General features: G+C 71.9%; 20 protein-coding genes. 7 read left to right on the top strand and 13 right to left on the bottom strand.

All coding sequences use genetic code 11. From position 1 onward, the window contains the following. Positions 1-137: 137 nt before the first annotated feature. The 6 genes from OG444_RS23555 to OG444_RS23530 all read right to left on the bottom strand — a co-directional run bounded on the left by OG444_RS23555 (position 138) and on the right by OG444_RS23530 (position 12,564). Positions 138-1,919, bottom strand: a complete 1,782-nt coding sequence (locus OG444_RS23555) for a GMC family oxidoreductase (protein ID WP_327264035.1) — start codon at positions 1,917-1,919, stop codon at positions 138-140. 27 nt (positions 1,920-1,946) lie between these two features. Next, positions 1,947-3,578: a succinic semialdehyde dehydrogenase gene (locus OG444_RS23550; RefSeq protein WP_327264034.1), complete on the bottom strand. Its 1,632-nt coding sequence runs from the start codon at positions 3,576-3,578 to the stop codon at positions 1,947-1,949. A gap of 93 nt (positions 3,579-3,671) precedes the next feature. Further along, complete coding sequence (locus tag OG444_RS23545) at positions 3,672-5,321, bottom strand: serine/threonine-protein kinase (protein ID WP_327264033.1); 1,650 nt, start codon at positions 5,319-5,321, stop codon at positions 3,672-3,674. 125 nt (positions 5,322-5,446) lie between these two features. Next, entirely contained in the window at positions 5,447-7,942 is a 2,496-nt protein-coding gene (locus tag OG444_RS23540; RefSeq protein ID WP_327264032.1) for a protein kinase, read from the bottom strand. Positions 7,943-8,020: 78 nt separating this feature from the next. After that, a complete protein-coding gene (locus OG444_RS23535; RefSeq protein ID WP_327264031.1) occupies positions 8,021-10,336 on the bottom strand; it encodes a serine/threonine-protein kinase in 2,316 nt (771 codons plus the stop codon). Positions 10,337-10,857: 521 nt separating this feature from the next. Further along, the gene (locus tag OG444_RS23530; protein ID WP_327264030.1) at positions 10,858-12,564 is read right to left on the bottom strand and encodes a glycerol-3-phosphate dehydrogenase/oxidase; all 1,707 of its coding nucleotides are present in this window, start codon (positions 12,562-12,564) and stop codon (positions 10,858-10,860) included. 229 nt (positions 12,565-12,793) lie between these two features. Between OG444_RS23530 and OG444_RS23525 the strand changes: the two genes are divergently transcribed. After that, positions 12,794-14,023: a nucleotide sugar dehydrogenase gene (locus tag OG444_RS23525; RefSeq protein ID WP_327264029.1), complete on the top strand. Its 1,230-nt coding sequence runs from the start codon at positions 12,794-12,796 to the stop codon at positions 14,021-14,023. A gap of 118 nt (positions 14,024-14,141) precedes the next feature. Continuing rightward, positions 14,142-14,621, top strand: coding sequence for a hypothetical protein (locus OG444_RS23520; RefSeq protein ID WP_327264028.1), 480 nt, complete (start codon positions 14,142-14,144; stop codon positions 14,619-14,621). Positions 14,622-14,701: 80 nt separating this feature from the next. Here the strand turns inward: OG444_RS23520 and OG444_RS23515 are convergent, their stop codons facing one another. From OG444_RS23515 to OG444_RS23500, 4 genes are all read right to left on the bottom strand, one after another. Further along, the gene (locus OG444_RS23515; protein WP_327264027.1) at positions 14,702-15,826 is read right to left on the bottom strand and encodes a GuaB3 family IMP dehydrogenase-related protein; all 1,125 of its coding nucleotides are present in this window, start codon (positions 15,824-15,826) and stop codon (positions 14,702-14,704) included. Between the two features lie 194 nt (positions 15,827-16,020). Beyond that, positions 16,021-17,520 (bottom strand): IMP dehydrogenase, encoded by a 1,500-nt coding sequence (gene guaB, locus OG444_RS23510; RefSeq protein WP_327264026.1) that lies wholly within the window; start codon positions 17,518-17,520, stop codon positions 16,021-16,023. A gap of 193 nt (positions 17,521-17,713) precedes the next feature. Then, positions 17,714-18,343, bottom strand: a complete 630-nt coding sequence (locus OG444_RS23505; protein WP_327264025.1) for a sigma-70 family RNA polymerase sigma factor — start codon at positions 18,341-18,343, stop codon at positions 17,714-17,716. Positions 18,344-18,702: 359 nt separating this feature from the next. Then, positions 18,703-19,314: a response regulator transcription factor gene (locus OG444_RS23500; RefSeq protein WP_003948568.1), complete on the bottom strand. Its 612-nt coding sequence runs from the start codon at positions 19,312-19,314 to the stop codon at positions 18,703-18,705. 380 nt (positions 19,315-19,694) lie between these two features. On the opposite strand from OG444_RS23500, the gene OG444_RS23495 reads away from it, so the two are divergent. Further along, positions 19,695-20,021 (top strand): WhiB family transcriptional regulator, encoded by a 327-nt coding sequence (locus tag OG444_RS23495; RefSeq protein WP_327264024.1) that lies wholly within the window; start codon positions 19,695-19,697, stop codon positions 20,019-20,021. Between the two features lie 153 nt (positions 20,022-20,174). Here OG444_RS23495 and OG444_RS23490 read toward each other — a convergent pair whose 3' ends face one another. Beyond that, positions 20,175-21,074 (bottom strand): LysR family transcriptional regulator, encoded by a 900-nt coding sequence (locus tag OG444_RS23490; RefSeq protein ID WP_327264023.1) that lies wholly within the window; start codon positions 21,072-21,074, stop codon positions 20,175-20,177. An 87-nt stretch (positions 21,075-21,161) separates the two neighbouring features. On the opposite strand from OG444_RS23490, the gene OG444_RS23485 reads away from it, so the two are divergent. The 3 genes from OG444_RS23485 to OG444_RS23475 all read left to right on the top strand — a co-directional run bounded on the left by OG444_RS23485 (position 21,162) and on the right by OG444_RS23475 (position 23,460). Then, positions 21,162-21,848, top strand: a complete 687-nt coding sequence (locus tag OG444_RS23485; protein ID WP_327266895.1) for an MOSC domain-containing protein — start codon at positions 21,162-21,164, stop codon at positions 21,846-21,848. A gap of 31 nt (positions 21,849-21,879) precedes the next feature. Then, positions 21,880-22,653, top strand: coding sequence for an SDR family NAD(P)-dependent oxidoreductase (locus OG444_RS23480; RefSeq protein WP_327264022.1), 774 nt, complete (start codon positions 21,880-21,882; stop codon positions 22,651-22,653). A gap of 111 nt (positions 22,654-22,764) precedes the next feature. Further along, entirely contained in the window at positions 22,765-23,460 is a 696-nt protein-coding gene (locus OG444_RS23475; protein ID WP_327264021.1) for an ester cyclase, read from the top strand. Between the two features lie 68 nt (positions 23,461-23,528). Here the strand turns inward: OG444_RS23475 and groL are convergent, their stop codons facing one another. Next, positions 23,529-25,157: a chaperonin GroEL gene (groL, locus tag OG444_RS23470; protein WP_327264020.1), complete on the bottom strand. Its 1,629-nt coding sequence runs from the start codon at positions 25,155-25,157 to the stop codon at positions 23,529-23,531. Between the two features lie 112 nt (positions 25,158-25,269). Further along, positions 25,270-25,578 (bottom strand): co-chaperone GroES, encoded by a 309-nt coding sequence (groES, locus tag OG444_RS23465; protein WP_030389102.1) that lies wholly within the window; start codon positions 25,576-25,578, stop codon positions 25,270-25,272. Positions 25,579-25,837: 259 nt separating this feature from the next. Between groES and OG444_RS23460 the strand changes: the two genes are divergently transcribed. Then, positions 25,838-26,338, top strand: coding sequence for a hypothetical protein (locus OG444_RS23460; protein WP_327264019.1), 501 nt, complete (start codon positions 25,838-25,840; stop codon positions 26,336-26,338). The last annotated feature ends 221 nt before the right edge of the window (positions 26,339-26,559 follow it).

The raw sequence follows: 26,559 nt of genomic DNA, 5'->3' as shown, positions 1-26,559 counted from the left end.
CGACACCACAGGCCGGCTCGCGGGATTCCGGTACAACCTTCGAGGCTGAACATCTGTCACGTATGTACCGCGGTGGGTACCGCGCTCGGAGGGGGAGCGCGGTACCCACCGCTGTCAGATCGCCGGTTCCGGATCGCTCACGACTGACGCGGCGGAATCTCAGGAATCCCGAGGAACGGCAGCCGCAGCGCGCCGAAAGCCTCCTTCGGGACGGCCGGACGGACCGGTTCCACCGCGTCCAGGCGGACGTAGTCCGCCCCCTGGTCGGGCCGCGGGTCCCGCTCCCCCTTGTTCGGCCAGTACGACATCGCCCGTTCCGCCTGCGCGGTGATCGTCAGCGACGGGTTCACCCCGAGGTTCGCGGAGACGGCCGCACCGTCCACCACCGAGATGCCCGGGTGCCCGTAGAGCCGGTGGTACGGGTCCACCACGCCCTCCTCGGGCGAGGCGCCGATCGGGCAGCCGCCCAGGAAGTGCGCCGTCAGCGGGGTCCCCATCAGCTCGCCGATGTTGCTGCCGGGGAAACCGTTGATCTCCTCGGCCAGCAGGGTCGCCGCCTGCGTGGCCTCCCCGATCTGGACCGGGTTCGGGGCGCCGTGTCCCTGGCGGGCGGTGAGCAGGCCCTTCCCGATCCCGCCGGGCTTGCGGTAGGTGGTCAGGGAGTTGTCCAGCGACTGCATGACCAGGCCGATGATGGTCCGCTCCGACCAGCGCCGGTTGGACAGGGACCGGGCGAACTGCAGGGGGTGCTTCGCACTGCGGGCCAGCCAGGCCCGCACCCGGTGCCTGCTGTGGGGGACCTGGAGGACCGTCATGAACCCCATGGCGTTGGAGCCCTTGCCGTAGCGGACGGGCTCGATGTGCGTGTCGGCGTTGGGGTGCACCGAGGAGGTGATCGCCACGCCCCGGGTGAAGTCGGCCCGGCGCTCGTCGCCGTGCCGCTTGCGGTAGCGGCGGTCGTCGGTCTGCGCGCCGACCAGGCCCTCGGAGTTGGTCCGCGTCAGCTCACCGAGCCGCTGCGAGAGGCGCGGGAGCTCGCCGCGGTCCTTCATCGTGTGCAGCAGCGTCTGCGTGCCGTAGGTGCCCGCCGCGACGACGACGTGGCGGGCGCGCAGCACCTTCGCCCTGCCCCGGCGGCGGCCGTCGGTGGGCACGGTGCGGATGCGGTAGCCGCCCTCGGGATGGTCGGACAGTGCGGTGACGGTGGTCATCGGGTGGATGACGGCGCCCGCGCGCTCGGCGAGGTACAGGTAGTTCTCGTTCAGGGTGTTCTTCGCACCGTGCCGGCAGCCGGTCATGCACTCGCCGCATTCGGTGCAGGCCTTGCGGGCGGGGCCGGCGCCGCCGAAGTACGGGTCGGGGACCTCCTCGCCGGGGCGGACCCTGCGGGCGCCCCCGGCGTCGTCGCCGTCGCCGAAGAAGACGCCGACCGGGGCCATGTGGAAGGAGTCGCCGACGCCCATCTTCTCGGCGGCCGCCTTGAGGTGGATGTCGGACGGGGTCATGGTCGGGTTGAGACGCACCCCGAGCATCCGCTTGGCCTGCTCGTAGTAGGGGGCCAGCTCCTCGCGCCAGTCGGTGATGGAGGCCCACTGCCGGTCCTCGAAGAAGGCGGTGGGCGGCACGTACAGGGTGTTGGCGTAGTTGAGCGAGCCGCCGCCCACGCCGGCGCCCGCGAGCACCATCACGTTGCCGAGCAGGTGGATCCGCTGGATGCCGTACAGCCCGAGGGCCGGGGCCCACAGGTAGTTGCGCAGGTCCCAGCTGTTCTTCGGCAGGCCCTCGCGGGTGAACCGGCGCCCTGCCTCCAGGACGCCGACCCGGTAGCCCTTCTCGGTCAGCCGCAGCGCCGAGACCGATCCGCCGAAGCCCGATCCGATGACGATGACGTCGTAGTCGTACGACTCAGACTCAGACACGGTGCTGCCCCTTAACGGAGTCGGAGATCAACGGAAGCGGAGGACCTTCATGACCTTGAGGCTGCGGCTCATGAACGCCGCGTACTTCTCGTCGTCCATGCCCAGCGAGGGCGCCATCGGGAGCAGCCGCTGGTGGGCGACGGTCTGCGCCTCGGTGTACTTGAGGATGCCCTCGGAGCCGTGGCGCCGGCCGAGGCCGGAGTCCTTCATGCCGCCCATGGGCGCCTGGGCACTGCCGTAGGCGGGGGCGTAGCCCTCGTTGATGTTGACGGTGCCGGTGCGTAGGCGGGCGGCGACGGCGTGGCCGCGGCGGGAGTCCTTGGTCCAGACGCTGGAGTTCAGGCCGTAGGCGGTGGCGTTGGCCTCGGCGATCGCGGCGTCCTCGTCGGTGAAGCGGTAGATCGAGACGACCGGGCCGAAGGTCTCCTCACCGCACACCGCCATGGGCGCCTCGACGCCGTCGAGGATGGTGGGCTCGTAGAAGAGCGGGCCGATGTCGGGGCGGGCGGTGCCGCCGGCGACGAGGGTGGCGCCCTTGGCCACGGCTTCGTCCACGTGCCGCTGTACGGTCTCCAGCTGCCGCTCGCCGACCAGGGAGCCCATGTCCGCGCCGTACGCGAGGGAGGCGCCGAGCCGCATGGCCTTCGTACGGGCGGCGAACCGCTCGACGAACGCGTCGGCGATCGAGGCGTGGACGTAGAGCCGCTCGATCGAGATGCAGAGCTGGCCGGCGGAGGAGAAGCAGGCCCGGACGGCGCCGGCGGCGGCCTTCTCGATGTCGGCGTCGTGCAGCACGAGCATGGCGTTCTTGCCGCCGAGTTCGAGGGAGACCCCGACGAGGCGGTCGGCGGCGCCGCGGGCGACCTCGCGGCCGGTCCGGGTGGAGCCGGTGAAGGAGACGTAGTCCGCGTGCCGGACCACCTCGGGGCCTACGACGGGGCCCTCGCCGAGCACTATCTGGAAGACCTCGGCGGGCAGTCCGGCCTCGATCAGCAGGTCACGGGCCCACAGGGCGGTGAGCGCCGTCTCGGTGTCGGGCTTCATGACGAGCGCGTTGCCGGAGACGAAGGCGGGCAGGGCGTCCCCGACCGACAGTTCGAGGGGGTAGTTCCAGGGGGCGATCTGGCCGACGACCCCGCGCGGCTGGCGCAGCTCGGTGACCTTGGTGAGGGTGGGCATGGCGCCCGCGTGGCCCTTGGGGCGCAGGTACGCGGGGGCCCTGCGGCCGTAGTGACGGGCCGAGACGGCGACCGCCTGGACCTCCTCGTGGGCGTGCAGACGGGCCTTGCCGGTCTCCAGCTGGATCAGGTCGAGGACCTCGGCCTGCCGGGCGAGGACCAGGTCGTGGAAGCGCAGCAGGACCGCGGCCCGTTGGCGTACGGGCACCGCCGCCCAGGCGGGCTGGGCGGCGCGGGCCCGGTCGAAGGCCTCGGCCACGTCCTCGGGGGTGGCCTCGGGAAGCTCGGCCAGCCGGTCCCCGGTGAAGGGGGTGTGGTTGGCGGTGCGACCGGATCCGATCACTCCGCGGGTCAGCCTGGCGACCAGGTCGGGGGTCACCACATCGGCCGCGGTGCGGGCACCGGCCGGGGCCGGGGCGACCGGGTTGGTGGGCTGCGGTGCGGTGCGGAGGGGGGCGTCGGGGGCCTGCGAGTCCGTCATGCCGGTGAGCGTATTGCGCCGGACAGTCTTTGGGTACCCGCCGGTAACCGGATTTTGCCAAGTCCGCCAGTGATCGCTGGCAGGATGCCGGAATCAGCCCTTCTTGGCAGGCGGCTCCCAGCCGCTGAGGACGATGTCGAACTGCTGCTCTGTCGTGGCCCAGCTCGAGATCGGGCTCGACATGTAGATGGCGTACTCCGTGCCGTCCGGCGCCACGTACATCTGTTCCTTGGCCCTGCGCGGACCGGGGTGGTTCTGCTTCTCCGTCCAGGTGAAGTCCCAGAGCGCGGACCGGGTGCTGTCCCGGAAGGTGTTCTGGTTCAGCCGCACCTTCTTGTAGTCGGTCCGCTTCGCCACCTGCTTCTCCAGGTCGAGCAGGTGCGCGTACGGGTCCTGGTAGTCCGGGGTGGAATCGGCGGCGATCCGGATGAAGTGCTTGCCGTCGTCCGGGGTGTAGTCGATCTGGTCCCCGTTCGCCTTGCGCGTCCAGCCCTCCGGGACGAACAGGGTGAAGCCGGCGAGGGGGTCGGTGACCCTGTTGTAGCCGGCCGGAGGGGCCGCCTCCTGCGGTTTCCCGTCGTCCCCGGACTGTCCGCCCGTCGAGGTGACGACCTTGTCCGTACCGCCGTCCGGGTCCGAGTCCGTGGTGTACTTCAGGACCCCGAAGACACCGCCGCCACCGAGCAGCGCCGCCACCAGGGCCACGACCACGGCCCGTCCGCCCCAGCCCCGGGCCGGGTCGGCCACGGTGACCGCGGTGGCCCCGGTCGCCCCGGGTGCGGGCGGCTCCGGCAGCGTGGCCGTCGCCGCGACGTCCGCCGGCGGCGCCGACGCCTCGGCCGGTCCCTGCGCCGGGGCCAGTTCCTCCGGGGTCACCGCGCGCGTGGGCACGTACGCCTGCGCCGACTTCGGCTCCCGGCCCTCCATCGCCTCCAGCAGCATCCGCTCGGCCTCCGCGGCCGAGGGCCGCTCCGCCGGGTTCTTGCGCAACAGCGCGGTGATGACCGGCCCGAGCGCTCCGGCCTGCTTCAGGGCCGGCGGTTCGTCGTTGACCACGGCCTGCAGGCTGGAGATGGGCGACGTACGGCGGAACGGCGAGCGGGCCTCCACCGCCGTGTAGAGGGTGGCGCCCAGCGACCACAGGTCCGAGGACGGGTCCGGGGACCCGCCCGTGACCCGCTCCGGGGCCAGGTAGTCGATGGAACCGACAATCTCGCCGGTGCGCGTGATGGACGAGTCGCCCTCGATCGCGGCGATCCCGAAGTCCGTGAGCAGCACCCGGCCGTCCTTGGCGAGCAGCACGTTCCCCGGCTTCACGTCCCGGTGCAGTACGCCGACCGCGTGCGCGGCGCGCAGCGCCCCCAGCACGTGCAGCCCGATCCGGGCCGCCTCGCGGGGCTCGATCCGCCCGGCAGCCTTGGCCGCCTCCGCGAGGGAGGGCCCGTCGATGTACTCCATGACGATCCAGGGCCGGTCGTCGTGCTCCAGCACGTCGTGGACGGTGACGACCGCCGGATGCTGGATCCGGGCCGCGGCGCGGGCCTCCTTCTGCGTCCGGGCGTGCATGACGTCCCGGTCGGCCTGGGCGACATACAGACCCGCCGTCAGTTCCTTGACGGCAACGGTCCTGTGGAGCAACTCGTCATGAGCGCGCCACACCTTGCCCATGCCGCCCCGGCCGATCGGCTCGACGAGCCGGTACCGGCCCGCCAACACGGCGCCCCCACCTGTCTGCTGTTCCACGAAATCCCGCCGCTCTCTGCACTTCAGGCCAGATTACGGATCCCGGAGGGGCTGCCGGAACCGCCCGGGCGCCGAAAGACGGCACTGTGACGCAATCGCCGTACTGATCAGTCGTCAGTATCCGCTCAACCGCCCGCCTTGTAACTCGCCGTGGCCTTTTCGAAGACTTCGGTCACCTTGGACTGTTCGTCCTCCGGACCGGTCACCAGGACGACGTGGTAGCTGCCGCCCAGAGCGACGACGTAATTGCGGGCGTAGACGTTGCGGCCGGTCCCGTCGATCCACGTGTACCGGCCGGTAGCACGCAGTTGCTGGCCCACCTTGGTGGTCTTCACGTCGCCGACGGTCGACCAGGTGGACGTCCGGTACGGGGTCAGCTCCGGCTCCTTGTCCTTCTGGTAGGCCGCGGGATCGGGATTGCCCTGGACCTTGTCGCGGCCCGGGACGACGGTCAGCACGAACTGCCCGTCGGTGTACCGGACCTGACCGGACTCATTGATTCCGCGGCGCTCCCAGCCGTTGGGCACGGCGATCTCGAAGTGCTCCGGGTCCTGCTGGGTGGTGTAACCGGCCGGGGCCGGGGCGGGGGCCGCCTGCGACTCGGCGGGCGCGGTCGTCTGCGGAGCGGGCTTGGACTCGGGCGTGCCCGACGGGACCTGGGAGGGGCTCGGCTTCGCCGGAGCCTGCGTGGCGCCGCCGCTGGATCCGCCCGTCGCCTCCGGATCCCCGGCCCGGGGCATGAACAGCATCGCGTACGCCACCCCGCCGGCGAGGAGGACCAGGATCCCGACGAGCAGCATCCGGCCGAGGGCGCGCGGCTTGCGGGGGGCCGCGGGATTGCGGTGCCGGCCGTGGACCTCGCCGCGCCGGCGTACGACGGGCAGCCGCGCCGGATCCGGCTCCGGCATCGGGAGCATCCCGAAGCCGGCGTCCGGCTCGGGCGCGGACCGTACGAGCGAACGCAGCCAGCCGCGCAGCTCCTCGAAGTCGGGCCGCTCGGTGGGGTCCTGGCGCAGCAGCGACTCCACGACCGGGCGCAGCGCCCCGCACTCCTCCGCGAAGGCGGGCGGCTCCGCGCAGACCATCTCGACCAGCTCGGCGACGCTGTCCTCCGGATAGGGGGCGTGCCCCTGCACCGCGCGGTAGAGCAGCGCGCCGAGCGCCCAGAGGTCGGTGGCGGGGCCGACGGGGGCCGCGAGCTGCCAGTGCCCGTGCACGGGGCCCGCCTGCTCGGGGGCCCACCGCTCGGTGACGGCCCCGACCACGGCCATGCGGGTCTGCCGTGCGCGCTCGGCGTCCAGGCCGGTCCGCGGCCCGGACCGGCCGTCGCCGCCGACGGGCTGCGGCCGATCGGGGACGGCCGGGGACGGGGTGTCGGCCTGCCGGTAGCCCTGGGGCAGGGCGAGTTGGGCGGGCAGGGCGGGGCGCTGCCCGGGCTGGGGCGAAGGTTCCGGCTGCGGTTCGGTGTCCGGCGTCGGCCGCTGCTCCCACTGCGGCTCCGGAAGCGGCTGCGGCTCCGGGGCGGCTGCCGGGAGTTCCGCCCGGCGGGGCGTCGCGCCGTGCCAGGGCGCGGCGTCGCCGGTCTCCGGGCCGCCGTACGGGTACGAGTACCCCTGCGGGAGGGTCGACCCCTCGGGCCGCCGCTCCGGCATCGGACCGGCCTCCGGCTCGGCGCCGGCCCCGGCCCTGCGCTCCTCGACGACCCGGGCGGCGGCCGCCCGCGCCCCGGCCCGGTAGGCGGCGATGGCCCCGGCCCGTGCGGCGGCCTGGAGGTCCGGGCCGTCCTGCGGACGTCCGGGGGTGATGTGGTCGGTGTACCGCGGCCCCGTGTCGTAGCCGGGGGCCACGAGCGGTGCGTAGGCGGGGGCAGGCTCCGTACGGAGTTCCACCGGACCGGCGGCGTGCGTCGCCCCCGGCATCGGGTCCGGGGCCGGACCCGGGCCGGGAACCGGGCCGGGAACGGGCTGCGGGGCCGGAGCCGGGACGGTGACCGCCGCCGGAGGGGGGCCAGCGCCCCACCCCGTTCCACCGCCGGTGTCCTCGGCGCTGGGGACGGGGTCGTACCCGCACAGGGCCTCCTCCGCCGCGCCGGCCGCCAGGCCGGTCAGCACGACCCGCCCGTCCTCACACACCAGGACGGTCCGGACGGTGATGTTCCGGTGCGTCCAGCCGTGCGCGTGCAGCACCCGCAGCGCGGTCAGCACGTCGGAGGCCACCTCGGCCGCCCGGTAGGGGCTCAGCGGTTCATCGGCTATCAGCGCGGCCAGCGGCCGGGCCGGGACCAGTTCGCTCACTATCCACAGCGACTCGCCCTCGGCGAACACGTCGAAGACCTGGTCCAGCCGGGGATGGTCCGGGATCGAAGCCGCCGCCTGCGCCGCCTCGATGGCCCGGCGCACGGCCGGCAGATCGCCGGGCGAGCGGCGCGCCGCGGCCGGGACGGCCCGCGGCCCGTCGAGCAGCTCCGCGTCCACGACCTCCGGTAACGGCACCTGCCGGACCAGGACTTCCTGCCCGCTGCGCGTGTCAAAGGCGCGGGTCTCTATCAGTTCGTACGCGTCGGACGGCGGCAGGGGCAGGCGGTAGCGGCCGGCCAGGATCCGGCCCGCGTACTCCTCCACATCGCCTCCCCCGAGTGCGGCGGGCTCCCCATGGCCCCTCCGACACGATACGTCGCCGGGGCCGCCCGCGTCCCGAGGTCAGCCGAGCGGCTGGAAGGTCTCGAAGGCGACGTTGCGCAACTGGGTGCACTCGGGGGCGTCCCACTGGTCGGCGGCGCAGCTGATCATGATCGCGTAGCCGTGCGTCGCGTCGAGCTTGAAGCCGCGGTTGAGCACCCGGACCTTGATCCCCTTCTGCTCCCGCTCGAACTCCCAGTCCGCGACGGTCGGGTAGCCCCGGTAGTCCACCGTGTCGATGCGGATCTGCCGGTAGCCGTTGCTGTCGCGCGCCACCGCGGGGGCCGCCTTGGCCCAGGCCAGGCGCGCGTCCTCGCCCGGCTTGTCGGTGTAGTCGACCTGGATCCGCGGGAATCCGCCGTCACGGCTGTATATGGCGCCGGAGTTCTCACCCGCCGTGGCCGTCTGCTTGAAGCCCTCGGGCATGGCCATCGTGAAGTGGAATCCGAAGTTCCGCTCCAGGAAGAAGCCCGCGGGGACCGCACCGCCGGCGCCGCCGGACGTGGCGCCCTGACCCTGGTTCGCGGCCGGGGTCTGCTGGCCCTGGCCCGCCTGGTCACCGGTGCCGGTGCCTGCGGTGCCGCTTCCGGTGCCGGTGCCGGCCGATTCACCGGTGTTCCCCGAGGGCTTCGGGGCCGTCCCCCCGGTCCCGCCACTGCCCGGGTCCTTCGGTGCCGAGGCCGCCGGGGTGGGCTGCTTGCCGCCCTTGCCCTCCTTCTTGGCGTCCTTGTCGTCGCCCAGGGAGTAGGCGATGAGCGAACCGACCACCGCCAGCACCACGACCACGGCCGCTATCGCCAGCACGATCGTGCGGCGCTGCATGACGTCCGTGAGCGGAGCCGGGACGGGGGACGGCTTGGACTTCGGGGACTCGGCGGCGGAGACGGCCGTGGTGGCGGCCGCGGCGGTCGCCGCCTTGCGGGCGGCCTTCAGCGCGGCGCGGGCCCGTTCGCGCTGCTCGCGCTCGCGCCGTTCGCGTTCCTTCTTCGCCGCCTTCTCGGCCGCCTTCTCCGCGGTGGCCTTCTCCGCGGCATCCTGGGCGTCCGCCAGGGAGATCTGCCGGGTCTCCTCGGCCGCCGGAGCCACCACGGGGGCCGGCCGGGGCTCGGGCGCCGCCAGTACGGCATTCAGCATCGCCCGGGCACGGCCGTCGTCGAGGCGGTGGGCCGGGTCCTTGGCGAGCAGGCCGTAGATGACGTCGGTCAGCGGACCGGCGTTCTTCGGCGGGTCCACGGGCTCGGTCATCACCGCGGTGAGGGTCGCGAGCGCGGACCCCTTGTCGTACGGGGGCACCCCCTCGACGGAGGCGTACAGCAGGCCGCCGAGCGACCACATGTCGGCGGGCGGGCCGGGCTTCTGGCCGCGGGCGCGCTCGGGGGAAATGTAGGAGGGGGCGCCGACGAGCATGCCGGTGGAGGTGACGGAGGGGTCGCCCTCGACCTGCGCGATGCCGAAGTCGGTGAGGACCACACGGCCGTTGCCGGCGATCAGCACATTGGACGGCTTCACGTCGCGGTGCAGGATGCCCTGGCCGTGCGCGGCGCGCAGTACGTCGAGCACCGCGAGGCCGACCTCGGCGGCGCGGTGCGGGGTGAGGGGGCCGTTCTCCCGTATGAACTCGGCGAGCGAGGGGCCCTCGATGAGCTCCATGACGATCCACGGGCGGCCGTCCTCGTCGACGACGTCGTAGACGGTGACGGCGCCACCGCTGCGGATCCGGGCAATGGCCTTGGCCTCGCGGAGGGTACGGGTGATGAGGCGTCGCTTCTCGTCCTCGTCGACCCCGGTGCTGAAGCGGAGCTCCTTGACGGCGACGGTCCGGCCCAGGGTCTCGTCCTGGGCGCGCCAGACGGTACCCATCCCGCCCTTGCCGAGCACGGCACTCAGCCGGTACCGCCCGGCCAGCAACCGCCCCTCGTCCTGTCCGCCCTCGGCGGCCTTCGCGGCGGCGGCCTTGACGGCGGCGGCCATGGCATCGGCCTTCTCGACGACGGGATTGACCCCCGTCCTCACCACCGAACCCTCAGCCTTGGCCGCGGGCGCAGGAGCGCCCTTGCCCAGTTCCGGCTTCGCGTCCCCGGCCCCTGCCTTCGCCGCGGGCGCAGGCTCGGCCTTGCTCAACCCGGGCTTCACGGCCGCAGGCTTCGCATCGTCAGGCTCCACCACAGGCTTCGCGCCCTCGCCCTCGGACGCACCCTTGCCCAGCCCGGGCTTCGCGTCCTCGGGCCCGGCCTTGGCCGCGGGCGCAGGAGCGCCCTTGCCCAGTTCCGGCTTCGCGTCCCCGGCCCCTGCCTTCGCCGCGGGCGCAGGCTCGGCCTTGCTCAACCCGGGCTTCACGGCCGCAGGCTTCGCATCGTCAGGCTTCGCCTCAGGCGCCCCAGCCCCCTCGGGCTCGGCCGAAGTCTTCTCCCGCCCGGGCTTCGCCGCAGGCGACCCGGCCGGCTTCTCAGCGTCGGGCTTCGCCGCAGGCGACCCGGCAGGGCCGGTCCCCGGCTTCGCGTCCGCGGGCTCCGCCGCAGGCGCAGCCGCGACCACGGCGTCGGCCACAGGCTTCGCACTGTCAGGCTTCGCCGCAGGCGCCCCCGCAGGCGACCCCGTACGGGTTCCGGAAGGCGCGCGGCCAGCCGAAGACTTCGCACTGTCAGGCTTCGCCGCAGGCGACCCCGCAGGTGACTCGGTGTGCTCCGGCTTCGACATGCGTCCCCTCTGCGATCCTGCCGCTGCTCCGCCTGCCCCGGCGGCTGAGCGACCCGGCGGCCGGGGCTCGTGATAACCCGCCCCGGCAGAACCCTCATTGTTCCTCACTCCGCAACGGACGGACGCCCCGGGTCTGCGGTTCCCCCCTCCGCATCCCGGAGTTACAACGGAACGATGTCGGGCGCCCCCAGCCGCGCCGCGTCCGCCGTCTGGTCGTCCGGCTGACGCTGCGATTCCCGCTCCGCCTGGACCCGCTTCTCGTAGTGCTCCACTTCCTTCTCGATCTGCTGCTTGTCCCACCCCAGCACCGGAGCCATCAACTCCGCGCATTCCCGGGCCGAGCGCGTCCCCCGGTCGAAGGTCTCGATCGAGATCCGGGTCCGCCGCGTCAGTACGTCGTCCAGGTGCCGGGCCCCCTCGTGCGAGGCCGCGTACACGATCTCGGCCCGCAGGTAGTCGTCCGCCCCGGACACCGGCTCCCGCAGCCCCGGGTCGGCGGCCATCAGGTCCAGCAGCTCCTCCGTCAGCGACCCGAAGCGGTTCAACAGGTGCTCCACCCGCACCACGTGAAGCCCCGTCCGGGCCGCGATCCTCGCCCGACCGTTCCACAGCGCCCGGTATCCCTCCGCCCCCACCAGCGGCACGTCCTCCGTCACGCAATCGGCCACCCGCTGGTCCAGCCCGTGCACGGCCTCGTCCACGGCGTCCTTCGCCATGACCCGGTACGTCGTGTACTTGCCCCCGGCGACCACCACCAGCCCCGGCACCGGGTGCGCCACCGTGTGCTCGCGCGACAGCTTGCTCGTCGCGTCCGACTCCCCGGCCAGCAGCGGCCGCAGGCCCGCGTACACGCCCTGGACGTCGTCGCGCGTGAGCGGCACCGCCAGCACCGAGTTCACGTGCTCCAGCAGGTAGTCGATGTCCGCGCTCGAAGCCGCCGGGTGCGCCTTGTCCAGGTCCCAGTCGGTGTCCGTGGTCCCCACGATCCAGTGCCGGCCCCACGGGATGACGAACAGCACCGACTTCTCGGTCCGCAGGATCAGTCCGGTGCTCGAATGGATCCGGTCCTTCGGTACGACCAGGTGGATGCCCTTCGACGCCCGCACGTGGAACTGGCCGCGCTCCCCGATCAGCGCCTGGGTGTCGTCCGTCCACACCCCGGTCGCGTTCACGACCTGCTTCGCGCGGATCTCGTACTCGCCCCCGCCCTCCACGTCGCGCACCCGCGCGCCGACCACCCGCTCGCCCTCACGCAGAAAACCGATGACCCTCGCCCGATTGGCGCAGTGCGCCCCGTACGCCGCGGCCGTACGCACGAGCGTGGTGACGTAGCGCGCATCGTCCATCTGGGCGTCGTAGTACTGCAGGGCGCCGACCAGCGCGTCCTTGCGCAGCGCCGGCGCCACCCGCAGCGCGCGCCTGCGCGACAGGTGCCGGTGCACGGGCAGGCCGCGCCCGTGGCCGCTGGAGACCGACATCGCGTCGTACAGCGCGACGCCCGATCCGGCGTACAGCCGCTCCCAGCCCTTGTGCTGCAGCGGGTACAGGAACGGCACCGGCTTCACCAGGTGCGGGGCGAGGCGCTCCAGCAGCAGGCCGCGCTCCTTCAGCGCCTCCCGCACGAGGGCGAAGTCGAGCATCTCCAGATACCTCAGGCCGCCGTGGATCAGCTTGCTGGAGCGGCTGGAGGTGCCCGAGGCCCAGTCCCGCGCCTCCACCAGGCCGGTCGACAGGCCGCGCGTCACGGCGTCGAGGGCGGTGCCGGCGCCCACCACGCCCGCGCCCACCACCAGCACGTCCAGTTCCCGCTCGGCCATCCGGCTGAGGGCTTCGGCCCGCTGTGCCGGCCCCAGTGTCGCTGTCCTCACGGCTGCCTCCCGTTGGTGCGGATGAGATCCCGCTCACATGCCCCGTTCCACGATTCTGACCGCCCGCACCCACATCAGCCACCGCCTGTGGACAACACAACGGTGGCGTTCACTCCAGAATGCGACATATCTGTCATATATACGCCTAGTCTGACATTGCGCCAGCTCCCCTGCCCCCCGGAGAACTTGCGCGGCAGCCCCCTCATTTCAGGGAAGGGACGGCACCCCCATGCCCGCAGATCTCGCCGTCATCGGACTCGGCCATCTCGGCCTCCCGCTCGCCCAGGCGGCCGTCGCCGCCGGAATCGAGACGGTCGGCTACGACAGCGGTCCGGTCACGGACTCCACCCTCACCGCCGCCGAGATCCGCCGCATGTCGGCGGCCGGCTTCCGGATCACCACCAACCCGGCCGAGCTCGGCCGGGTCCGCACGGCCGTCATCTGCGCCCCCACCCAGCTCGGCGCCGATCGCGCACTGGACCTCTCCGCCGTCGGGGAGGCCGGCCACGCGCTCGCCGCCCGGTTGCGCGCCCACACCACCGTGATCCTCGAATCGGCCGTCCACCCGGGCGTCACCGAGGAGTACCTCCGCCCGATCCTCGAAGCGGGCTCCGGGCTGCGGGCCGGCCGGGACTTCCACCTGGCCTACTCCCCCAGCCGCCACGACCCGGGCAACCGCACGCACGGCATCTCCAACACCCCCAAGGTGATCGGCGGCCTCACGCCCGCCTGCACGGAGTCCGCGCACGCCTTCTACGCCCGCCTCACCGAGAAGGTGGTCCGCGCCCGCGGCCTGCGCGAGGCCGAGACCGTACAGCTCCTCGAGACGAACTACCGCCACGTCAACATCGCCCTCATGAACGAGATGGCGGTGCTCTGCCACGACCTCGGCGTGGACCTGTGGGACGTCATCCGCTGCGCGGAGACCAAGCCGTACGGATTCCAGGCCTTCCGCCCCGGCCCCGGGGTCGGCGGCCACGGCGTCCCCCTCGACCCGAACTACCTCCCCCACACCACGCGCACCCCGGGCCACCCCCTGCGCATGGTCGGACTGGCGCAGGAGATCAACAACCGGATGCCGCAGTACGTCATCCAGCGCTCCGCCACCCTGCTGAACGAGCACGGCAAGTCCGCCCGCGGGGCCCGCGTCCTGCTCCTCGGCGTCACCTACAAGCCCGACCTGGCCGACCAGGAGGGTTCCCCGGCCCGCGAGATCGCCAGCCGCCTCATCGACCTGGGCGCGCTGATCAGCTACCACGACCCGTACATCACGGGCTGGCGGGTCAGGGACCAGCCGGTCCCCCGTGCCGAATCGTTGTACGAGGCCGCCGCGAACGCGGACCTGACCATCCTGCTGCAGCACCACCGCACCTATGACCTGCAAGGACTTGCGGTGAAGGCCCAGTTGCTCCTCGACACCCGCGGCGCCAGCCCGGTGGGCGCGGCCCACCGGCTCTGAATGCCGGGAAATCCCCCCACGGATGTCCGGGGCTGCTGCTAGCCTGCGGCGTCACTTATCTCGCACATACGTCCCCCTGGACACGTGTGCCTGTGCATCCCTGGGGGGATCCGCCCGCATGAGCCAGAACATCCAGCCGCAGCCGCCCGCGCCCGACTCCTTCACCGCGGCCCCCGCACCGGCCCCGGCCCGCACCGGCAACATCGGCCTCGGCATCGTCGCCGCCGTCGTCGCGGCCCTGGTCGCGGCGGGCGCGTACGGCGGGATCATGAACGCCATCGACCGCGAGGTCGGCTACGCCGCGATCGGCGTCGGCCTGCTCGTCGGCCTCGCCGCCGGCAAGGTCGGCGGCCGCAGCCCCGTCCTGCCCGCGGTCGCCGCCGTGCTCTCGCTCGGCGCCGTCTACCTCGGCCAGCTCGTCTTCATCGCGCTGGCACTGGCGGACTACGGCAAGGTCGGCGTGGGCGACGTGCTCAGCGAGGTCGGCATCGGCGGCCTGACCGACATCTGGAAGGAGGGCGTGGACTTCATGTCCTACGTCTTCCTCGCCATCGGTGGCTTCGCCGCCTTCAGCGCGGCCAAGAAGCTCGGCGACTGACACCGGCCGCCGTTCGCACATGCCGGAGGGCCGGCACCCCAGGTGGGGTGCCGGCCCTCCGGCGTGCGTACGGGAGACCGTCAGCGGCTGTGCTGCGAGTCCGCGATGGTGACCTCGACCCGCTGGAACTCCTTGAGCTCGCTGTAGCCGGTGGTGGCCATCGAGCGGCGCAGGGCGCCGAAGATGTTCATCGAGCCGTCCGGGGTGTGCGAGGGACCGGTGAGGATCTCCTCGGTGGTGCCCACAGTGCCGAGGTCGACCTTCTTGCCGCGCGGCACGTCCTCGTGGACGGCCTCCATGCCCCAGTGGTTGCCCTTGCCGGGCGCGTCGGTGGCACGGGCCAGCGGGGAGCCCATCATCACGGCGTCCGCGCCGCAGGCGACGGCCTTCGGGATGTCGCCGGACCAGCCCACGCCGCCGTCGGCGATGACGTGCACGTAGCGGCCGCCGGACTCGTCCATGTAGTCGCGGCGGGCCGCGGCCACGTCCGCGACGGCGGTGGCCATCGGGACCTGGATGCCGAGCACGTTGCGCGTGGTGTGCGCGGCGCCGCCGCCGAAGCCGACGAGGACACCGGCCGCGCCGGTGCGCATCAGGTGCAGGGCCGCCGTGTAGGTGGCGCAGCCGCCGACGATGACCGGGACGTCGAGCTCGTAGATGAACTGCTTGAGGTTCAGCGGCTCGGCGGCGCCCGACACGTGCTCGGCCGACACCGTGGTGCCGCGGATCACGAAGATGTCCACGCCGGCGTCGACGACGGCCTTGGAGAACTCGGCCGTGCGCTGCGGGGAGAGCGCGGCGGCGGTGACGACGCCCGAGTCGCGCACCTCCTTGATGCGCTGACGGATCAGGTCCGCCTGGATCGGCGCCGAGTAGATCTCCTGGAGACGACGGGTCGCGGACTCCTCGTCCAGCTCCGTGATCTCGTCGAGCAGCGGCTGCGGGTCCTCGTAGCGGGTCCACAGGCCTTCGAGGTTCAGCACGCCGAGGCCGCCGAGCTCGCCGATGCGGATCGCGGTCTGCGGGGAGACGACCGAGTCCATGGGGGCGGCCAGGAAGGGGAGCTCGAAGCGGTACGCGTCGATCTGCCAGGCGATCGAGACCTCCTTCGGGTCCCGGGTACGCCGGCTCGGGACGATGGCGATGTCGTCGAACGCGTACGCCCTGCGGCCGCGCTTGCCGCGCCCGATCTCGATCTCAGTCACGTGTGGTGGCCTTTCCTCTGGGTCTGCCCGTCCAGTATCCCCGAACGCCGGGGGCATGCGTTCCGGTGACCGCCGTACGGACACCATTGCGGCCCGCCGACGGGCGGCGGGGCCCCGGGCCGGGCCCCCGCAACGGCGAGGAGCGGGCCCGGTTGCCCCGGACCCGCTCCTCGCGCTGGCTCTGACTGCGGCCGTTACCCCTTGCGGGAGTAGTTCGGCGCCTCGACCGTCATCTGGATGTCGTGCGGGTGGCTCTCCTTGAGGCCCGCCGAGGTGATCCGGACGAACCGGCCGCGGTCCTGCAGCTCGGGGACCGTGCGGCCGCCGACGTAGAACATCGACTGGCGCAGGCCGCCGACGAGCTGGTGCACGACCGCGGAGAGCGGGCCGCGGTAGGGGACCTGGCCCTCGATGCCCTCGGGGATGAGCTTGTCGTCGCCGCCCACGCCCTCCTGGAAGTAGCGGTCCTTGGAGAAGGAGCGCTGGTCGCCGCGGGACTGCATCGCGCCGAGCGAACCCATGCCGCGGTACGACTTGAACTGCTTGCCGTTGATGAAGAGCAGCTCGCCCGGGGACTCCTCACAGCCCGCCAGCAGCGAGCCGAGCATCACCGTGTCGGCCCCCGCGACCAGGGCCTTGGCGATGTCGCCGGAGTACTGCAGGCCGCCGTCGCCGATGACCGGGACACCGGCCGCCTTGGCGGCGAGCGAGGCCTCGTAGATCGCGGTGACCTGCGGGACGCCGATGCCGGCGACGACGCGGGTGGTGCAGATGGAGCCGGGGCCGACGCCGACCTTGATGCCGTCGCAGCCGGCGTCGATCAGCGCCTGCGCGCCGTCACGCGTGGCGACGTTGCCGCCGATGACGTCGACGCCGGAATTCGACTTGATCTTGGCGACCATGTCGCCGACCAGGCGGGAGTGACCGTGGGCGGTGTCGACGACGATGAAGTCGGCGCCCGCCTCGATCAGGGCCTGGGCGCGCTCGTACGCGTCGCCGGCGACACCGACGGCCGCACCGACGAGCAGCCGGCCGCCCTTGTCCTTGGCGGCGTTCGGGTACTTCTCGGCCTTGACGAAGTCCTTGACCGTGATGAGGCCCTTGAGGATGCCCGCGTCGTCGACCAGCGGAAGCTTCTCGATCTTGTGGCGGCGCAGCAGCTCCATGGCGTCCACGCCCGAGATGCCGACCTTGCCCGTGACCAGCGGCATCGGGGTCATGACCTCGCGCACCTGGCGGCTGCGGTCCGACTCGAAGGCCATGTCGCGGTTGGTGACGATGCCGAGGAGCTTGCCGGCGGGGTCGGTGACCGGGACGCCGGAGATGCGGAACTTCGCGCAGAGCTCGTCGGCCTCGCGCAGCGTCGCGTCCGGGTGCACCGTGATCGGGTCGGTGACCATGCCGGACTCGGAGCGCTTGACCAGGTCGACCTGGTTGGCCTGGTCCGCGATGGAGAGGTTGCGGTGCAGCACGCCGACGCCGCCCTGACGGGCCATGGCGATGGCCATGCGGGCCTCGGTGACCTTGTCCATGGCGGCGGACAGCAGCGGGACGTTCACGCGCACGTTGCGCGAGATGAGGGAAGAGGTGTCGATCGCATCAGGCGACATGTCCGACGCGCCCGGCAGCAGCAGCACGTCGTCGTAGGTCAGTCCGAGCGTGGCGAATTTGTCGGGCACTCCGTCGGCGGTCATGACACCTTCCCAAATGGTCTTGCTCAGCGCGGATGTCCATGCTAACGGGATCCCGACGCGTCTCATTCCACGACCAAGGTCAAGCAGAAGTTTCGTCGTTTCCTACGATTGCGGCGCGTGACGGAAGCCCCGGTCCGGGGTCCGCACCGAGGGAGCCGGCACGGACCGTACGAGGGCGCGGGCGCGCGGCCGCCTACTGCTCGGCGAGCGCCCGCAGCCTGCTGAGTGCCCGGTGCTGGGCGACGCGCACGGCCCCGGGGGACATTCCGAGCATCTGCCCGGTCTCCTCCGCGGTCAGCCCGACGGCCACCCGCAGCACGAGGAGCTCTCGCTGGTTCTCCGGAAGGTTCGCCAGCAGCTTCTTGGCCCAGGCGGCGTCGCTGCTGAGCAGCGCGCGCTCCTCGGGGCCCAGCGAGTCGTCGGGCCGTTCCGGCATCTCGTCGGAGGGCACGGCCGTGCTGCCCGGGTGCCGCATGGCGGCCCGCTGCAGGTCGGCGACCTTGTGCGCGGCGATCGCGAAGACGAAGGCCTCGAAGGGCCGCCCGGTGTCCCGGTAGCGCGGCAGCGCCATCAGGACGGCGACGCAGACCTCCTGCGCCAGGTCCTCCACGAAGTGACGAGCGTCACCCGGCAATCGCGAGAGCCGGGTGCGGCAATAGCGGATCGCAAGGGGGTGCACGAAGGCGAGCAGGTCGTGCGTGGCCTGCTCGTCGCCCTCCACCGCCCGGCGTACGAGCGCGCTGACACCCCCGGCACTGCCGCCTCTGGCGGCGCCGGTCGGGCCTGTGGCCGCGGGTGACCCCAAGGCCTCGTCGTCGCGCATCAATCCATGGTGCCTTGGCGCCGGAGCATCCGCGTCGCCGTGGCCCTTGTTGTGCATCGAAGCGTTATGAGCAGGTGCGCCGGAACCCATCATCTGCGCCCTCCCCTCCCGCTCGGCCGAATAGTCCCCGAGAGACTCCACACCCTCAAGGATGCGGCATCGCGCACGAAGCGAGACGTCCCCCGGATTGTGCCCCGCCAATCCCCGGGTGCGCACCGGGTACGGCGGGGGACGGGGCTACCCCGAATTCGAGAGACGGCGAGGGCGGCGCGCCGCCCCGTCCGCGGGTGCGGACGGGACCGCTCTCGAAGATCCGCGGCCTGCGGCGGACCGGGCGGGGCCCGGCCACGACCGGGAGGTCAGCGGACCAGACCCCAGCGGAAGCCGAGGGCCACAGCGTGCGCCCGGTCCGAGGCACCGAGCTTCTTGAACAGCCGACGGGCGTGCGTCTTGACCGTGTCCTCGGAGAGGAAGAGCTCGCGCCCGATCTCCGCATTGGACCGGCCGTGACTCATGCCCTCCAGGACCTGGATCTCGCGCGCGGTGAGCGTGGGCGCGGCGCCCATCTCGGCCGAGCGGAGCCGGCGCGGGGCCAGTCGCCAGGTCGGGTCGGCGAGGGCCTGGGTGACCGTGGCCCGCAGTTCGGCGCGCGAGGCGTCCTTGTGCAGGTAGCCACGGGCGCCGGCGGCGACCGCGAGGGCCACGCCGTCCAGGTCCTCGGCGACCGTCAGCATGATGATGCGGGCGCCGGGGTCGGCCGAGAGCAGTCGGCGGACCGTCTCCACACCGCCCAGCCCGGGCATCCGTACATCCATCAGAATCAGGTCGGAGCGGTCGGCGCCCCAGCGGCGGAGGACTTCCTCGCCGTTGGCAGCCGTCGTCACACGCTCGACGCCGGGCACGGTGGCAACCGCGCGGCGGAGCGCCTCTCGGGCAAGCGGGGAGTCGTCGCAGACGAGGACGGATGTCATGACCGCCCTCCGCAGCTGCTGATGCGCGTCACCTTGAGCCTCCAGGCTGGTACGTATCGTCACCTGTGCGGTCGATGCTCCCGGACACCTGTCCGAGAACTTGTTGGTTCAACCGCCTTCGCACTCTCAACGATGGTCACTCGAAAGAGTTACGGGTCGGACGGACACCTTCAGCACTCTACGTGAGGAAGCGATCACGGCGTAGGAGCCACGAGCCGCTTGTCCTCCATCTGGAGCTATGCCCTATTTGGCGGCTTTCCTTCCGTTTGGCACGTGTCTGAGGCTAGATTCCCAATGAGTCATATTTACATCTACTCCGACAGTAGGTGTGGAGACATGGACCGTATCCGCCTCAGTACCGGCACCAAGAGGGACTACCAATGGCAGATTTCTCCCGCCTCCCCGGACCGAACGCCGACCTCTGGGACTGGCAGCTGCTAGCCGCCTGCCGCGGGGTCGACAGCTCCCTCTTCTTCCATCCGGAAGGCGAGCGGGGCGCGGCCAGGAGCGCGCGCGAGGCCTCGGCTAAAGAGGTCTGCATGCGATGCCCGGTTCGTTCGGAATGCGCCGCGCACGCACTCGCCGTCCGAGAGCCCTACGGGGTGTGGGGCGGCCTGACCGAAGACGAGCGCGAGGAGCTGATGGGCCGCGCCCGGCATCGCCTGATCCCCGCGTCGAGTGCGATCGGACCGATCGCGCCGAGCTGAGAGCCCACCCGACGAACGTCCGAAGGAACGTTTCCTCGAATCACCGGCACACCCGGGCGTGTCGCCGCCCGGCCCGCGTTTCACACGTTCGGCCGTACCGGGCCGTCCGATGTTCCGCCCCCGGCCGCCGCCGGGGGCGGGCGGGGGCGCGGGTCAGCGCGCGGCCGCCCGCTCCAGCTGCGCCAGGGTCGCGGCCACGGCAGGCACCCGGGCCAGGTCGGGCAGGGTCAGCGCGACGACCTCCCGCTCCACCGCCGGCTCCACGGCCACCGTGCTCACGCCCTTGGCCCGTACGGACTCCACCGCGAGCTCCGGCAGCACCGCGACGCCCAGCCCCGCGCCGACCAGGCCGACCACCGCCGGGTAGTCGTCGGTGGCGAAGTCGATGCGCGGGGTGAAGCCCGCACCCTCGCACACCTCCACGAGGTGGCGGCGACAGCGCGGACAGCCCGCGATCCACGGTTCGTCGGCCAGCTCCGCCATGCCCACGCGCTCCGCACCGGCCAGCCGGTGCCCCTCCGGGACCAGCCCGACGAGCCGGTCGGTCAGCAGCGGCCGCACCACGAGGTCGTCCCACTCCGCGGCGGAATGGGCGGCCCCGCCGTAACGGAAGGCCAGCGCCAGGTCGCAGTCGCCCTCGCGCAGCATCTCCACCGAGCGCGGCGGTTCGGCCTCGACCAGCGAGATGCGGGTCCCCGGGTGCTCGGAACGCATCGCCGCGAGCGCGGTCGGCACCAGCGTGGAGCTGCCGCTGGGGAAGGACACGAGCCGGACCCGGCCCGCGCGCAGCCCGGCGATGGCCGCGACCTCCTCCTCGGCGGCCGTCAGCCCGGCCAGGATCCCCGCGGCATGGCGCACCAGGGCCTCACCCGCCTGGGTCAGCCGCATTTCGCGTCCGGTGCGGATGAGCAGCGGAGTGCCGGCCGACTGCTCCAGCGCCTTCATCTGCTGGGAGACGGCCGGCTGGGTGCAGCCGAGCTCGCGGGCGGCTGCGGAGAAGGACCCGGTCCCGGCGACAGCGCGCAGAACCCGGAGATGACGTGCCTCGATCACCTTTCGAGCATAAGGCCTGCTTTGACCGCAGCGCCAATATCCCGGCGACGCTTTGGGGCGGTCGGTTAGCGTGGTCCCATGGCCTCCATGCATCTCATCTCCGTGAACCTCGGCCGCGCCACGGCCGTCGACTACTCCGACGCGGAGGGCGGGCGAACGGGCATCGGCAAGCGCCCCGCGCCCGGACCCGTCCGCGTCGTCGCCCCGGGCCCGAAGGCCGACGGCCTCGGCAGCGGCCTGGACGGCGACGCCGTCTGCGACCGGCGCCACCACGGCGGCGACCACCAGGCCGTCTACGCGTACGCCCGCGAGGACCTGGACCTGTGGGAGCGCGAGCTCGGCCGCGAGCTGCCCGGCGGGCTCTTCGGCGAGAACTTCACCACCTCCGGCATCGACCTGAACACCGCGCGGCTCGGCGACCGCTGGCGGGTCGGCGCGGACCTCGTCCTCGAGGTGGCCTCGGCCCGCATCCCGTGCCGGACCTTCCAGGGGGCCCTGGGCGAGGCCGGCTGGGTCAAGCGGTTCACACAGGCGGCCCGGCCGGGCGCGTACCTGCGGGTGATCGAGGCGGGGTCGGTCTCGCCCGGCGACCCGATCGAGGTCATCCACCGGCCCGACCACGACGTGACGGTGCAGCTCTGGTTCCGCGCCTTCACCACCGAGCGGGCGCTGCTGCCGCTCACCCTGGCGGCGGGCACGGCGATGGAGCCGAAGGCCCACGAGCGGGTGCGCCTGTACGTGGAGAAGTACGGGGCGGAGACCGGGGAGGGGTAGCACCGTCAGCCGGGGAAGCTAGGTTGCGCCTATGACGACTGCGTTGATTACGGGATCCACGGCGGGCATCGGCGCCGCCTTCGCCCGGCGGCTGGCCGCCCAGGGGCACAACCTGGTACTGGTGGCACGCGACACCAAGCGGCTCGGCGAGCAGGCGACCGAGCTGCACGACCGGCACGGCATCGAGGCCGAGGTACTGGTCGCCGACCTCTCCACCGAGGAGGGCATCACGGCGGTCGAGCAGCGACTCGACGACCGCACGCACCCGGTGGACCTGCTGGTCAACAACGCCGGCTTCGGCAACAAGGGCCGCTACCTCGAGGTCTCCATGGCCGACGAGCTGACCATGCTGAAGGTGCACATCGAGGCGGTGCTGCGGCTGACCTCGGCGGCCACCGCGTCGATGCGCTCGCGCGGCCGCGGCGGCGTGATCAACGTGGCCTCGGTGGCGGCCTTCGTGCCGCGCGGCACCTACGGGGCGAGCAAGGCCTGGGTCGTGCAGTTCACCCAGGGCGCGGCGCGCGACCTGGCGGGGTCCGGGGTGCGGCTGATGGCCCTGTGCCCCGGCTTCGTGCGTACGGAGTTCCACCAGCGGGCGGGGATGGGCACGGACAACATCCCCGGCTGGATGTGGCTGGACGCCGACAAGCTGGTGGCCACGGCCCTGGACGACCTGGCGCGGGGGAAGACGGTGTCGATCCCGGACCCGCGGTACAAGGCGCTGATGAGCGTGGTGAAGCTGGCGCCGCGCGGGCTGCTGGGCGGGGTGTCCTCGCGTACGGGCCGCAAGTACGGCCCCCAGTAGCCCCGGAGGGTACCCCGAAGGAACCCTGCACAAGCGGCCAACCGGCTGAAATCTCCCTAAACTGGACCTGTCCCATCCAGCGCGGGAGGCGACGCGATGACATTCGTACAAGTGATCGATTACGAGACTACGCGGTTCGACGAGATGAACGCCCTCATCGACCGCTGGGCGGAGCAGAGCAGCGGCAGGCGCACAGCCACGCACACGATGATCGGCCAGGACCGCGAGGCCCGGAACCACTACGTGGACATGGTGGAGTTCGCCTCGTACGAGGAGGCCATGAAGAACTCCCGGCTCCCCGAGACGGACCGGATGTTCCAGGAAATGGTGGCGCTCTGCGAAGGCATGCCGAAGTTCATGAACCTGGACGTGGTCCGCGACGAACACCTCAACAAGCAGCTCGCCGACCGGGTGTTCACGGAAGCGGCCATGGCCGGGAACATGAGCGTCATCGACGAGTGCTTCGCGACGAACTACATCGACCACGACACCGGCAAGGCGGAGTCCACCGTCATCGGGCGCGACTCCATGAGGTCGGACATGGAGACGTGGCGCGCCGCCTTCGACATGACCTTCGAGCCGCAGGCCCAGCTGGCCGAGGGCGACATGGTCACGACGGTGTGGAACTGGCGCGGCACCCACAAGGGCACGTTCATGGGAGTCGCACCGACCGGGAAGACGTACGAGATGTCCGGGAGCACCACCTTCAGGTGCCTGGACGGAGAGATCATCGAGGGCTGGTGGCACTACAACACCGCAGCCCTGCAGATGCAGATGGGCGCATCCGGTTCTCCGTACGGAACCTGAGGCCCCACCACGGGGAAGGCCCCGTCCCGCGACTGCGGAACGGGGCCTTCTCGGCGTGGTGCGTGCGATCAGTGGCTGTGACCGTGGCCGTGGCCGTGACCGGCGTCGCCCTCGTCGTCCGCCGGCTTCTCGACGACCAGGGTCTCGGTCGTGAGCAGCAGGGAGGCGATGGAGGCGGCGTTCTCCAGCGCGGAACGGGTGACCTTCACCGGGTCGATGACGCCGGCCTTGACCAGGTCGCCGTACTCGCCGGTGGCGGCGTTGAAGCCCTGGCCCTTGTCGAGCTCGGCGACCTTCGAGGTGATGACGTAACCCTCGAGGCCGGCGTTCTCGGCGATCCAGCGCAGCGGCTCGACGGCGGCGCGGCGCACGACCGCGACACCGGTGGCCTCGTCGCCCGACAGGCCGAGGTTGCCCTCGAGGACCTTGACGGCGTGGACGAGCGCGGAGCCACCGCCGGAGACGATGCCCTCCTCGACCGCGGCGCGGGTCGCCGAGATGGCGTCCTCGAGACGGTGCTTCTTCTCCTTGAGCTCCACCTCGGTGGCGGCGCCGACCTTGATGACGCAGACGCCGCCGGCGAGCTTCGCCAGGCGCTCCTGCAGCTTCTCGCGGTCCCAGTCCGAGTCGGTGGACTCGATCTCGGCCTTGATCTGGTTGACGCGGCCGAGGACCTCTTCGTGGCTGCCGCCACCATCGACGATGGTGGTGTCGTCCTTGGAGATGGTCACGCGGCGGGCGGAGCCCAGTACGTCCAGACCGGCCTGGTCGAGCTTGAGGCCGACCTCCTCGGCGATGACGGTGGCACCGGTGAGGGTGGCCATGTCCTGGAGCATCGCCTTGCGACGGTCACCGAAGCCGGGGGCCTTGACGGCCACCGCGTTGAAGGTGCCACGGATCTTGTTGACGACGAGGGTGGAGAGCGCCTCGCCCTCGACGTCCTCGGCGATGATCAGCAGCGGCTTCGAGGCGCCGGCCTGGATGACCTTCTCGAGCAGCGGCAGGAGGTCCTGGATCGAGGAGATCTTGCCCTGGTTGATCAGGATGTACGGGTCGTCGAGGACGGCCTCCATACGCTCCTGGTCGGAGACCATGTACGGCGAGAGGTAGCCCTTGTCGAAGGCCATGCCCTCGGTGAATTCCAGCTCCAGGCCGAAGGTGTTGGACTCCTCGACGGTGATGACACCGTCCTTGCCGACCTTGTCCATCGCCTCGGCGATGAGCTCGCCGACCTGCTGGTCCTGCGCGGAGAGCGCGGCCACGGCGGCGATGTCGGACTTGTCCTCGATCGGGCGGGCGGTCGCGAGGAGCTCCTCGGACACGGCCTTGACCGCGGCGTCGATGCCCTTCTTCAGGGCGGCCGGGGAAGCACCCGCGGCGACGTTGCGCAGACCCTCGCGGACCAGCGCCTGGGCCAGCACGGTGGCGGTGGTGGTGCCGTCACCCGCGATGTCGTTGGTCTTGGTCGCCACCTCCTTCACGAGCTGCGCGCCCAGGTTCTCGTACGGGTCGTCCAGCTCGACCTCGCGAGCGATGGTGACACCGTCGTTGGTGATGGTGGGGGCGCCGAACTTCTTGTCGATGACGACGTTGCGGCCCTTGGGGCCGATCGTCACCTTGACCGTGTCGGCAAGCTTGTTGACGCCGCGCTCGAGGGCGCGACGGGCGTCCTCGTCGAACTTCAGGATCTTCGCCATGGGAGCGGTTCAGCCCTCTCGAAAACTCGGGTTTAACGAGCTGCGCCCCTCGCCGCCCGGCAATCAGCGGGGTGACCAGGGGCGCAGCTCAAAGCAGTACTGATGAAGAGAATTACTTCTCGACGATCGCGAGCACGTCGCGAGCCGAGAGGACGAGGTACTCCTCGCCGCTGTACTTCACTTCGGTGCCGCCGTACTTGCTGTAGAGCACGATGTCGCCGACGGTGACGTCCAGCGGGAGACGCTGGCCGTCCTCGAAGCGGCCCGGGCCCACCGCGAGGACGACGCCCTCCTGGGGCTTCTCCTTCGCGGTGTCCGGGATGACCAGGCCGGAGGCCGTGGTCTGCTCGGCGTCCAGCGGCTGGACCACAATGCGGTCCTCAAGCGGCTTGATGGCAACCTTGGAGCTGGTGGTCGTCACGATCCGACCTCCCCCTTCGGAGATCCGGGGTTAACTGTCTGAGGTGGCGACCAGGTCGATCCGTCGTCGCGGGTGCCGGATCTGCCTGTCGCTGTGTTGGCACTCACCAGGGGTGAGTGCCAGGTGCGAGACTATTCCGGCGATTAGCACTCGGTCAAGCGGAGTGCCAATTCCCGGCCGGTCGGGCGTTGCGCGAGGGCGGGTACCGGCCACGGAAAAACCGCGCGAACGCCCGTTCGGCATCACTACTGTCCCCGGTATGACCAGGACGAACTCCGGCGTGCGATGGCTCCACGTCGTCCCGATCGCCGTCGGCGTCGCCGTCGGGATCTTCATGTGCCACGTGGCCGTACCGCGGCTCATCACCCAACTGACGGGGGTGGACGGCACGTTCCGCGCGGAGCGCTGCACGTGGGGGGAGTTCGACTCTCGCGGGGACCGGACGATGACGTGCGCGGGGGACTTCGCCGCCGCCGACGGATCGTTCACCCTTCCCGGGATCAGGATCGACGGAGTGTTCGACGACCGGCCGCGTGGGCCGGTCGCTGCGCGCGTCGGCGGGCCGTCGGCCGGCCATGCCGTGCAGATGGATCTCGCCTCGTCGCTCGCGCCCATCGGCCTGGGGCTGACGGCCTTCGCGTTCCCCGCCTGGGCGCTGACCGCGGCCGCCCGCGACGCCGCCGACCGCCGGCGCCGCCGGTCCGGCCCGCCGGCCCCCGAAGCCGACCCCCACTCATGGGGCCCCCTCCCCACCCCTTGACCCTGCGGGCGGCTCGGCGGTGCCCGTCTGCGCGGGCCTGTCCCGGCCCGGGGGGGCCTCTGCCCTGCGGGCGGGCTCGGCGGTGTGCGGCGCGGCCGCGTTCCGCCTCGGGCCGCGCCTCAAACGCCGGCGGGGCCGGTGCCCTGCGGGCGGGCTCGGCGGTGTGCGGCGCGGCCGCGTCCCGCCTCGAGCCGCGCCTCAAACGCCGGCGAGGCTCGGTG

This window comes from Streptomyces sp. NBC_01232 (assembly GCF_035989885.1).
Classification (GTDB): Bacteria; Actinomycetota; Actinomycetes; order Streptomycetales; family Streptomycetaceae; genus Streptomyces.
This window is presented reverse-complemented; position numbering and strand designations above follow the sequence as displayed.